Genomic DNA, 9,779 nt, shown 5'->3' with positions numbered 1-9,779 from the left:
CCGCCTTCGAGCATGTCCTGGGCGGCTTCTTCCGCCGCCTGACGGTCTTCCTCGAATTGGGAGTCGATCACGTTCTCGCCGCGGGCTTGGCGCTCGGCCTCGTCCTGGCTGCGGGCGAGGTTGATGTTGACCGTGATGGTCACTTCGGCGTGGAGGCGGACCTTCACCGGGTGGACGCCCAGCGTCTTGATCGGCTTGTCGAGCACGACGGAGGCGCGATCGATCTTGCCGCCTCCGGCGTTGACGGCCTCGGCCACATCGCGACCGGAGACCGAGCCGTAGAGCTGGCCGCTTTCGCCCGCCTGGCGGATCATGATGTAGGACGTGCCGTCGAGCTTCTCGCCCGCATCCGCCGCGGCCTCGCGGGCCTTGGTGTTGCGCACTTCCAGTTCGGCGCGCTGCGCCTCGAAGGCCTTGAGGCTTTGGGCGTTGGCGCGCAGCGCCTTGGCGCGCGGCAGAAGGTAGTTACGGGCGAAGCCGTCCTTCACCTTGACCACGTCGCCAAGCGTGCCGAGCTTTTCGACCCGTTCGAGCAGAATGACTTTCATCTCAGCCTCTCCCTCACTTCACGACGTAGGGGAGCAGGGCCAGGAAGCGGGCGCGCTTGATGGCCTTGGCCAGTTCGCGTTGCTTCTTGGCCGAGACCGCGGTGATGCGGGACGGCACGATCTTGCCGCGTTCGGAGACGTAGCGCTGCAGCAGCTTGACGTCCTTGTAGTCGATCTTCGGCGCGTTGGCGCCGGAGAACGGGCACACCTTGCGGCGGCGGAAGAACGGGCGGCGGGCGGCGGGGGCGCCGGCGGCCGGCGCGGTGGCGGTTTCGTCGGTCATCAGAAGCTCGCTTCCTTGGGGGTGAAGCCGCCCTCCTTGGGCGCGAAGTCGTCGCCCCGGCGCTCACGGTCGCGGTCGCGGCGGGCGAGAACGGGGGAGAGTTCCAGGTCCAGCTCCTCAACGCGCACGGTCAGGTACCGCAGCACGTCTTCGTTCAGCGACAGCTGCCGCTCCACTTCCTTGACGGCCTCGGGCGGCGCGTCGATGGCCAGCAGGGAATAGTGCCCCTTGCGGTTCTTCTTGATCCGGTAGGTCAGGTTGCGGAGGCCCCAGTACTCGATCTTGGCCACGCTTCCGCCGCCCTGTTCGATCAGGGACTTCAGCGTGTCGTTGAGGGCTTCGGCCTGTTGCGGCGAGATGTCCTGCCGCGAAATGACGACGTGCTCGTAGAGCGCCATGGTTTCCTTCTTCCTTGAGGGGTGGCGGCGTCGCCGGCGGTGGAAGGTCCGCCGGAAACGATGGCTCTGCGCGCGGCGGCCGGGTGTTTCCCGACCCTTTGGAGCTCCGTGCGAGACCGCCCTCCGTGAAGAGGCGGGCAGATAGGGGAAAAGCGCGGGGGCGGCAAGGGATTTCGGCTTGCCTGCCGTGGCCGGCGTCTCCTACTTCGGGTGCTTCGCCCGCCAGGCCTTCACCGCGCCCAGGGTTTCGTCGACGTGGCGGTCCGGGGCGAGGGCGGAGTAGGCGTGCAGCACCGAGCCGTCCGGCGCGATCACGTAGGAGGTGCGGTTCGACACTGGCATCAACGGGCCGAACAGGGCGTCGTAGCTCTTGGCGATCTTCAGGCCCGGGTCCGCCGCCACCGGGAACTTGCCGCCGCAGTGCTCGGTCTCCTTGGAGAAGGCGGCCAGCTCGTCGACCTTGCCCGCGGTGACGCCTACCACCGACGCCCCTTGCGCCTTGAAGCTGTCGGCGGCCTCCGAGAACAGGTGCGCCTCGATGTTGCAGCCCTTGGTGTGGGCCGAGGGGAAGAAGTAGAGCACCACAGGTCCCTTCTTCAGCGCCTCGTTCAGCCTGTAGGTGAAGGGGGCGCCGGCGAGGTAGGCGGGGGCCGCGAAGTCGGGGGCTTTGGCGCCGACCTTCAGCGCGGCGTTGGCGGGCAGGACGGCGAGGGCGGCCAGCACGAGGCCGGCGACGAGGCGTTTCATGGCGTTTCTCCCAGAGAGGCGGCCATTATGGGCGCCGACGCGCCCTCGCGGCCAGCCCTCGCGGAGGCGTCTCGGGCGGCCCGGCTTGCCCGGGCGGGCGCGATCCCCTAACCCTCGCGGCGCAGATTCGAACCAAGCGCCGGAGCCCAGCCATGAGCCTCGCCTTCATCTTCCCGGGCCAGGGCAGCCAGGCCGTCGGCATGGGGGCGGACCTGGCGGAGGCGTTTTCCACCGCGCGCGAGGTGTTCCAGGAGGTGGACGACGCGCTGGGCCAGCGTCTCTTCAGGCTGATGCGCGAAGGGCCGGAAGACCAGCTTACCCTGACCGAGAACGCCCAGCCGGCGCTGATGGCCGTCAGCATGGCGGTGATGCGCGCCCTGCAGTCCGAGTTCGGCGTGGGTGTGGAGAAGGCGGCCTTCGTCGCCGGCCACAGCCTGGGCGAATATTCCGCCCTCGCCGCCGCCGGCTCGCTGGGCCTCGCCGATGCGGCCCGGCTGCTGAAGCTGCGCGGCCAGGCGATGCAGCGCGCCGTGCCGGTGGGCGCCGGCGCCATGGCCTCGCTGATCGGTCCCAAGGCCGACGTGGCCCTGGCCGAGGCCGCCGCCGAGGCCGGCTCCGCCAAGGGCGTCTGCGTGGTCGCCAACGACAACAACCAGGGCAACGTCGTCATCTCCGGGGACAAGGCCGCCGTCGACGCCGCCATCGAGGCGGCCAAGGCCCTCGGCGCCCGGGCGATCCTGCTCAACGTCTCGGCCCCCTTCCATTGCCCGCTGATGCAGCCCGCCGCCGAGGAGATGGCCGAGGCCCTGGCCGAAGCCCGCATCGCCGCGCCGCGCGCCCCGCTGGTGGCCAATGTCACCGCCCGGCCGGTCCACGACCCCGACGAGATCCGCCGGCTGCTGGTGGAGCAGGTGACCGGCCGCGTGCGCTGGCGCGAAAGCATGGGCTGGCTGGCCGACGCCGGCGGCGTCACCCGCTTCGTGGAGGCCGGCGCCGGCAAGGTGCTCTCCGGCATGGCCAAGCGCATCGTCCCCGACGCCGAGGCGACCCCGCTCAACGCGCCCGCCGACCTGGAAGCCTTCGCCAGCAGCCTTTGAGGAGCGCCATGTTCGACCTTTCCGGCAAGACAGCCCTGGTCACCGGCGCCAGCGGCGGCATCGGCGCCGAGATCGCCCGCGCCCTGCACGCCCAGGGCGCCCGGGTGGCGCTCTCCGGCACCCGCGAGGCCGTCCTGGCCGACCTCGCCGCCGGACTGGGGGAGGGCGCCGCGCCCGTGGCGGCCGACCTTTCCGACCCCGCCCAGGTCGACGCCCTGGTGGAGCGCGCGGAGACGGCGCTGGGCCAGCCCCTCGACATCCTGGTCGCCAACGCCGGCGTCACCCGCGACGGCCTGCTGGTGCGCATGAAGGACGAGGACTGGCGCACGGTGCTGCAGGTGAACCTGGAGTCCTACTTCCGCCTCTGCCGGGCGGCCACCAAGGGCATGATGCGCCGCCGGGCCGGTCGGATCGTCGGCATCACCTCGGTGGTGGGCGTGATGGGCAATCCGGGCCAGACCAACTACGCCGCCTCCAAGGCGGGCATGATCGGCTTCTCCAAGGCCCTGGCCCAGGAGGTCGCCACCCGGGGGATCACCGTCAACTGCATCGCGCCCGGCTTCATCGACAGCCCGATGACCGACGCGCTCAACGAGGGCCAGAAGGCGCAGATCCTGGAGACCATCCCCGCCGCCCGCCTGGGCGAAGCCGCGGAAGTGGCCGCGGCCTGCGTCTATCTGGCCAGTGCGGAGGCGGCCTACGTCACCGGCCAGACCCTCCACGTCAACGGTGGGATGGCCATGATCTGATCCGCTAGTCGCGCCGAAATGAACATGCTACGTCGGCCCGGAACCCGATCCGACAGGTCATCACCCACATCTCAGCGACGGTTGACATCAGGTCTGACGTCGCGGATTGAGAATTTGCATCAAAAGGGACGAAATCCGAATGTCCGACATCCTTGAGCGCGTGCGCAAGATCGTCATCGAACACCTGGACGCCGATCCGGAGAAGGTGACCGAAAAGGCCAGTTTTATCGACGATTTAGGCGCGGACAGCCTGGACAATGTCGAACTCGTCATGGCCTTTGAGGAAGAGTTCGACATCGAGATACCGGATGACGCCGCCGAGCACATCCAGACCGTCGGCGACGCCGTGAAGTTCATCGGGGAACGCCTGGGCGCCTGAACTTCGACCTGACGGTCGCTGTATTTCCAACCGCCGCGTCGCTGAAAGGCTCTTGCGCCCGGAAGCCGCGGCGGTCTTCGTATGGGCATTGAACAACTGGGAGATTCCATGCGTCGAGTCGTCGTCACCGGCATCGGAATGCTGACTCCGCTGGGCTATGGCGCCGAACTGAGCTGGGCGGCGATCCTGGCCGGCAAGTCGGGGGCGGGCCGCATCACCACCTTCGATCCCGCGGAGTACGCCTGCCAGGTGGCCTGCGAGGTACCCCGGGTCGACGGCCGCGGCGGCGGCGGGCCGGAGGTTCCGGGCAGCTTCGATCCCGACCGGACCATGGCGCCCAAGGACCAGCGCAAGGTCGACGACTTCATTCTCTACGCCATGGCCGCCGCCGACGAGGCGGTGAAGGATGCTGGCTGGACGCCGCAGGACGAGGCCTCGCGCGTGCGCACCGGGGTGATCATCGGCTCCGGCATCGGCGGCCTGGCCACCATCGAGCGCACTTCGGTGGAGCTCTTCCAGAAGGGCCCCCGCCGGGTCAGCCCCTTCTTCATCCCCTCGGCCCTGATCAACCTGGCCTCGGGCCACGTCTCCATCCGCTACGGCTTCAAGGGTCCCAACCATTCGGTGGTCACCGCCTGCGCCACCGGAGCCCATGCGGTGGGCGACGCGACGCGGCTCATCAAGTACGGCGACGCCGACGTGATGATCGCCGGCGGGGCCGAGGCGGCGATCTGCCCGGTGGGCATCGCGGGCTTCATCGCCTGCCGCGCCATGTCCACCCACTTCAATGACGACCCCCAGCGCGCCAGCCGTCCCTACGACGAGGACCGGGACGGCTTCGTGATGGGCGAGGGGGCGGGCGTCCTGGTGCTCGAGGAGTACGAGCACGCCCTGGCGCGCGGGGCGAAGATCTACGCCGAGGTGATCGGCTACGGCCTGGCTGGCGACGCCTACCACATCACCGCCCCGGCCGAGGACGGCGATGGCGGCTTCCGCGCCATGCAGGCCGCGGTGAAGGACGCCGGCGTCGACCCGGCGGACATCGACTACATCAACGCCCACGGCACCTCGACGCCCCTGGGCGACGAGATCGAGCTGGGCGCCGTCCACCGGCTCCTGGGCCCGGCGGCCGGCAAGGCGACCATGAGTTCGACGAAGTCGGCCACCGGCCACCTGCTGGGCGCCGCCGGCGCCATCGAGGCGGCCTTCAGCTGCCTGGCGATCCGCGACCAGATCGCGCCGCCGACCATCAACCTCGATAGCCCCTCGGTCGAGACGGCGCTCGATCTCGTCCCCAACAAGGCCAAGCCGATGCCGATCACGGTCGCCCTGTCCAACAGCTTCGGCTTCGGCGGCACCAATGCATCGGTGATCTTCAAGAAGCTGCCGTGAGCCGGGGCCCGGGCCTCGGATCCTCCGGCGACCTCACCCCGGCCCGCCGCTGGGGCGTGGGCTTGGCTGCGGCGGGCGCCACCCTGGCGCTCATCGCGGTCGCGCTCGCCCTCTGGGCCGTCTGGTCCTACCAGGGCCCGGGCCCGAAGGCGCCCAAGGGCGGCTCGACCACCGTCATCCTGCGGCACGGCGCGGGCCTCACCGAGATCGCCTCAGCCCTGGAGCGGGCGCACGTGGTGCGCTCCTCGCCGGTGTTCATGGCCGTCGCCCAACTCACCGGCGCGGCCCGCGAGCTGAAGGCCGGCGAATACGCCGTCGCCTCCCGCGCCTCGATGGCCAGAATCCTCGACGACATCCGCAACGGCCGCGTGGTGCGCCACCAGCTGACCGTTCCGGAAGGCTTCACCGCGGAGATGGCCGCGGAGCTGCTCTCCGCTACGCCCCTCCTCAGCGGCGCGGCCCCGCAGGCGCCGGAGGGAGCCATCGAGCCCGACACCTATCAGTACGAGCTGGGCGACGACCGCGCGGCGGTGCTGAAGCGGATGATGGACGCCCGCGACCAGATGCTGGCGACGCTCTGGTCCAGGCGCCAGCCGGGCCTGCCGTTCGCCAGCCCCGAGGAGGCGCTGACCCTGGCCTCCATCGTCGAGAAGGAGACCGGCGTCGCGGGCGAGCGGCCGCGCATCGCCGCGGTGTTCGTCAACCGCCTGCGCAGCGGCATGCGGCTGGAGAGCGATCCCACGGTGATCTACGGCCTCTCTGGCGGACGGTCCCTGGGACGAGGTCTCAAGCTCTCGGAACTCGCTACCCCGACGCCCTACAACACCTATCTCGTCAATGGCTTGCCGCCGACTCCGATCAGCAATCCGGGCCGGGCGGCCCTGGCCGCGGTGCTGGATCCGCCCAAGAGCACGGAGCTGTACTTCGTGGCCGACGGCTCCGGCGGCCATGTGTTCGCCTCCACCTTCGAGGCGCATCGCAGGAACGTCGCCGCCTGGCGGGCGGTGGAGAAGTCGCGCGCTGCGGTGGGGCTGGCCGGGCCGGTGGTGGCTGCGAAATGATGCGTCGGGCGGTCTGAATGCCGATTTCGGGAATGACGGGCTTCGGCCGGGCCGAGGGTGCGCTCGGCGACTGGAGCTGGGCCGTCGAGGCCCGCTCGGTGAACGGGCGCAACCTCGAGGCGCGCTACCGCGGATCGCCGGGCTTCGAGGGGCTGGAGCGCATGGTGCGCGAGGCCGCCCAGGCCCGTTTCCAGCGCGGCCAGGTGACCATCGGCCTGCAGGCCCGGCGGGCGGAAGGCGCCGGCGCGGTGCGCCTCAACGCCGAGGTGCTGGAGCGCTACCTGGCGCTGGGCGCGCCGCTGGTGGCGGAAGGCCGCGCCAGCCCGCCGACCCTCGACGGGCTGCTGGCCCTGCGCGGCGTGCTGGAGTCCGGCGAGGCCGACCAGGATCCGGACGCCGTGGCGGCGCTGCACGCGGCGGCGGCGGCCTCCATCGCCGCGGCCCTGGACGGGCTGGCGGCGGCGCGGGCCGAGGAAGGGGCCAGCCTCGTGGGCGTCCTGGGGGCGATGGTCGACCGCATCGCGGCGCTGACCGCGGCGGCCGAGGGCCTGGCGGCGGGCCAGCCCGCGGCGATCAAGGCCCGCTTCGCCAGGCGGATGACCGAACTCGTCGGCGAAAGCGCCGGCCTGGAGGAACGCATCGTCCAGGAGGCCGCGGCCATGGCGGTGAAGGCCGACGTCCGCGAGGAGCTAGACCGCTTGGCGAGCCACGTCGCCGCCGCCCGCGCCCTGGTCGCCGGCGACGGCGCCGCCGGCCGCCGGCTGGACTTCCTCACCCAGGAGTTCATGCGCGAGGCGAACACCCTCTGCTCCAAATCCGCCCTTGCCGGGTTGACGACGGTGGGGCTGGAACTCAAGGCGGTGATCGAACAGTTCCGCGAACAGGTGCAGAATGTGGAGTGAGGGGCGGGCGGGCCGATGAGCGAGACCGGGAACCGACGGCGCGGCCTGCTGCTGCTGGTCTCCTCGCCCTCGGGCGCAGGCAAGACCTCCCTGTCGCGCCGCCTGGCGGCCGACCATGCGGACCTGGCGCTGTCGGTCTCGGCCACCACCCGCCCGCCGCGGCCGGGCGAGGTGGGCGGCCGCGAGTACCGCTTCGTCGACCGCCCGGCCTTCGACGGCATGGTGGCGCGCGGCGAGTTCCTGGAATGGGCCGACGTCCACGACCATCGCTACGGCAGCCCCCGCGCGCCGATCATGGCGGCGCTGGAGTCGGGCAAGGACGTGCTGTTCGACATCGACTGGCAGGGCGCCGACCAGATCGCCGCCGCCGCCCCCGACGATACGGTGCGGGTGTTCATCCTGCCGCCGTCCATGGCCGACCTGGCGAGGCGTCTGCACGCCCGGGCGCAGGATCGCGAGGCGGTGATCCAGGGCCGGCTCGCCCGCGCCTACGGCGAGATCGAACAGGCGGCGAACTACGACTACGTGATCGTCAACGAGGATTTCGACCGCGCCTACGCCGACCTCGCCCATGTCTACCACGCCGAGCGCTTGCGGCGGGCCCGCAATCCCTGGACCGAGGACCTGGTGCAGACTCTGCTGGCCGAGAAGCTTTAGGCGCCCGCGCCGGCGCGGGGTGGAGCCCCCGCCTGGGCGGAGGCTCCTGTCCCGGAGGACCTACTTCTTGGTCGCGTCGGCGGCCTTGTCGCCGGCCTTCTCGGCCGAGTCGCCGGCCTTCTGGGCGGCGTCGCCCGCGGTTTCGGCGGCCTTGCCTGCGGCGGCGGAGGCGTCCGCGGCGGCTGGCGTGCCGGCCGGAGCGGCGGCCGCGTCGGCGGCGGCGGTGGAAGCCGTGTTCGCGGCCTCGTTGGCGGCGGCGGCTTGGGTGTTGGCTTCGGTCGCCGCGGTCGTCGCGTCGGCGGCGGCTTCCTTCTTGCTGCAGGCGGCGCCGGTCAGCGCCACGGCGGCGATGGCCGCAAGGGTCAGCATACGCATGTTTTAGTCTCCCTGGTGAAAGCGTGGTTTTCTGGAACGAACAGGGCGTCACGTGCGCATGCAAGCTGGAGACGCGCGCGATCCCCGAGCCGGCAAAACGCCGGAGCAATGTTAAGGTTGCATCGATTCCGTCGCCCGATCCCCGACGAAGTCGAAACGAACGGTGGAACGCCCGTAGTCCATTGCGACTTCGGTGAATTCGTTGAGCAGGTCCATCCCCAGGATGACGGTGGGCGTGGCGGTCAGCTTCCACAGGCTGAAGACGTGCACTTCCGAGAACACGATGGGGACGTTCCCCAGGTGCAGGCCGCCCAGGCGCATGAACGGCAGGAACAGCTCGTCGCCGTAGAACAGCTCGCCGGTGACGGATTCCAGCTCGATGCGCTCGGTCCGCCCGGGGGCCTTCGATCCCTGGTTCAGCTGCGCGCGCAGCGCCTCGTTGGCGATGGAGACCTGCGAGCCGGAATCGATCATGGCGCTGATCCGGGCGCCGCCCAGGTCCGCGTCGATGATGGTCAGCTGGCCCCGGCGGCGGCGGGCGTGGACGATCACGCGATTCGGTCGCTCCGCCTCGGTGCGCGGGGCGGTGATTTCAAGGCGGTGGTCCTTCAATCCGAGCACCAGCCGCTGGCCCTTCAGCCAGTCGACGCCCAGGACGCCGTCGACCTGCATGGTGATCGGCAGCAGCGGCGCGCGCACCCGCCGCTGGCTCCGCGGCCCGACCTGCAGGCGCTCGATGACGGCCGTCGGGCACGCATGCCGTCCGACCACCGTATTCACCTGCATCGTCGGGCCCGCCGGCAGGTGCAAGGCCTCCGCCAGCTGCGGCGTCAGGCACGAGCGGGACGCGCCGGTGTCCACCAGAAATCTGAACGGCCCCGCGCCGTTGATGGTGACCGGCGCGGTGATGTGGTCGTACTTGCCGACGCCGGTGGCGACGCTGGCGGCCGGCTCGTCCGGGTCCGTGACGGGCTCCCCGGGCGCGGGCGGGACGGGGACCTGGGGCTCTTGGGCGATGGCCCGCACGGCGGTGGCCGCCCCGCCTGCGGCGATCCAGCCGGCCATCTGCCGGCGTGTCGGGCGCGTCGTGGCCACGCTCCTCCCCAGGAATGCCCTTCGGCAACCTAGGCCTGGGGCGAGGGGGCGTCCAGCTTGGGCGAACGCCCGGCCCACGCCCGCGGGACGTTGACG

General features: G+C 71.0%; 13 protein-coding genes. 7 read left to right on the top strand and 6 right to left on the bottom strand.

The window, feature by feature from the left end; translation table 11 throughout:
- The 4 genes from rplI to VGL30_RS04310 all read right to left on the bottom strand — a co-directional run.
- The coding region (rplI, locus tag VGL30_RS04325; protein WP_331537153.1) for a 50S ribosomal protein L9 at nt 1-548 on the bottom strand (548 nt) is incomplete at its 3' end.
- Nucleotides 549-561: 13 nt separating this feature from the next.
- Nucleotides 562-831: a 30S ribosomal protein S18 gene (rpsR, locus tag VGL30_RS04320; RefSeq protein WP_331537151.1), complete on the bottom strand. Its 270-nt coding sequence runs from the start codon at nt 829-831 to the stop codon at nt 562-564.
- Nucleotides 831-1,229: a 30S ribosomal protein S6 gene (gene rpsF / locus VGL30_RS04315; protein WP_331537149.1), complete on the bottom strand. Its 399-nt coding sequence runs from the start codon at nt 1,227-1,229 to the stop codon at nt 831-833. Before rpsF ends, rpsR begins: the two co-directional genes overlap by 1 nt.
- Before the next feature lie 201 nt (nt 1,230-1,430).
- Nucleotides 1,431-1,976 carry a peroxiredoxin gene (locus tag VGL30_RS04310; RefSeq protein ID WP_331537147.1) on the bottom strand — a complete coding sequence of 182 codons (546 nt, stop codon included), beginning with the start codon at nt 1,974-1,976 and terminating at the stop codon, nt 1,431-1,433.
- A 152-nt stretch (nt 1,977-2,128) separates the two neighbouring features.
- Here VGL30_RS04310 and fabD point away from each other — a divergent pair, with 152 nt between their 5' ends.
- The 7 genes from fabD (at nt 2,129) to gmk (ending at nt 8,213) form a co-directional block, all read left to right on the top strand.
- Complete coding sequence (fabD, locus tag VGL30_RS04305; RefSeq protein WP_331537145.1) at nt 2,129-3,073, top strand: ACP S-malonyltransferase; 945 nt, start codon at nt 2,129-2,131, stop codon at nt 3,071-3,073.
- A gap of 8 nt (nt 3,074-3,081) precedes the next feature.
- The gene (gene fabG / locus VGL30_RS04300) at nt 3,082-3,822 is read left to right on the top strand and encodes a 3-oxoacyl-[acyl-carrier-protein] reductase (RefSeq protein WP_331537143.1); all 741 of its coding nucleotides are present in this window, start codon (nt 3,082-3,084) and stop codon (nt 3,820-3,822) included.
- 139 nt (nt 3,823-3,961) lie between these two features.
- Nucleotides 3,962-4,201 (top strand): acyl carrier protein, encoded by a 240-nt coding sequence (locus tag VGL30_RS04295; RefSeq protein WP_056019455.1) that lies wholly within the window; start codon nt 3,962-3,964, stop codon nt 4,199-4,201.
- A 108-nt stretch (nt 4,202-4,309) separates the two neighbouring features.
- A complete protein-coding gene (gene fabF, locus VGL30_RS04290) occupies nt 4,310-5,593 on the top strand; it encodes a beta-ketoacyl-ACP synthase II (RefSeq protein ID WP_331537132.1) in 1,284 nt (427 codons plus the stop codon).
- Complete coding sequence (mltG, locus tag VGL30_RS04285) at nt 5,590-6,654, top strand: endolytic transglycosylase MltG (RefSeq protein ID WP_331537130.1); 1,065 nt, start codon at nt 5,590-5,592, stop codon at nt 6,652-6,654. Before fabF ends, mltG begins: the two co-directional genes overlap by 4 nt.
- A 17-nt stretch (nt 6,655-6,671) precedes the next feature.
- Nucleotides 6,672-7,556, top strand: coding sequence for a YicC/YloC family endoribonuclease (locus VGL30_RS04280; RefSeq protein ID WP_331537128.1), 885 nt, complete (start codon nt 6,672-6,674; stop codon nt 7,554-7,556).
- Nucleotides 7,557-7,571: 15 nt separating this feature from the next.
- Nucleotides 7,572-8,213 carry a guanylate kinase gene (gene gmk / locus VGL30_RS04275; RefSeq protein WP_331537126.1) on the top strand — a complete coding sequence of 214 codons (642 nt, stop codon included), beginning with the start codon at nt 7,572-7,574 and terminating at the stop codon, nt 8,211-8,213.
- A 60-nt stretch (nt 8,214-8,273) separates the two neighbouring features.
- Here the strand turns inward: gmk and VGL30_RS04270 are convergent, their stop codons facing one another.
- Both VGL30_RS04270 and VGL30_RS04265 read right to left on the bottom strand, forming a co-directional pair.
- On the bottom strand, nt 8,274-8,588 hold the full coding sequence (locus VGL30_RS04270) for a hypothetical protein (protein WP_331537124.1): 315 nt from the start codon (nt 8,586-8,588) through the stop codon (nt 8,274-8,276).
- A gap of 111 nt (nt 8,589-8,699) precedes the next feature.
- Nucleotides 8,700-9,683: a retroviral-like aspartic protease family protein gene (locus VGL30_RS04265; RefSeq protein WP_331537122.1), complete on the bottom strand. Its 984-nt coding sequence runs from the start codon at nt 9,681-9,683 to the stop codon at nt 8,700-8,702.
- Nucleotides 9,684-9,779 lie beyond the last annotated feature (96 nt).

It is taken from the genome of Phenylobacterium sp. (genome assembly GCF_036502675.1).
Taxonomy (GTDB): Bacteria; Pseudomonadota; Alphaproteobacteria; order Caulobacterales; family Caulobacteraceae; genus Phenylobacterium.
This window is presented reverse-complemented; position numbering and strand designations above follow the sequence as displayed.

Excerpts from the sequence above, each read along its gene's own strand:
- rpsR (WP_331537151.1), bottom strand. The coding sequence starts at position 831 with ATGACCGACGAAACCGCCACCGCGCCGGCCGCCGGCGCCCCCGCCGCC.
- rpsF (WP_331537149.1), bottom strand. The coding sequence starts at position 1,229 with ATGGCGCTCTACGAGCACGTCGTCATTTCGCGGCAGGACATCTCGCCG.
- VGL30_RS04310 (WP_331537147.1), bottom strand. The coding sequence starts at position 1,976 with ATGAAACGCCTCGTCGCCGGCCTCGTGCTGGCCGCCCTCGCCGTCCTG.
- fabD (WP_331537145.1), top strand. The coding sequence starts at position 2,129 with ATGAGCCTCGCCTTCATCTTCCCGGGCCAGGGCAGCCAGGCCGTCGGC.
- fabG (WP_331537143.1), top strand. The coding sequence starts at position 3,082 with ATGTTCGACCTTTCCGGCAAGACAGCCCTGGTCACCGGCGCCAGCGGC.
- VGL30_RS04295 (WP_056019455.1), top strand. The coding sequence starts at position 3,962 with ATGTCCGACATCCTTGAGCGCGTGCGCAAGATCGTCATCGAACACCTG.
- fabF (WP_331537132.1), top strand. The coding sequence starts at position 4,310 with ATGCGTCGAGTCGTCGTCACCGGCATCGGAATGCTGACTCCGCTGGGC.
- VGL30_RS04280 (WP_331537128.1), top strand. The coding sequence starts at position 6,672 with ATGCCGATTTCGGGAATGACGGGCTTCGGCCGGGCCGAGGGTGCGCTC.
- gmk (WP_331537126.1), top strand. The coding sequence starts at position 7,572 with ATGAGCGAGACCGGGAACCGACGGCGCGGCCTGCTGCTGCTGGTCTCC.
- VGL30_RS04270 (WP_331537124.1), bottom strand. The coding sequence starts at position 8,588 with ATGCGTATGCTGACCCTTGCGGCCATCGCCGCCGTGGCGCTGACCGGC.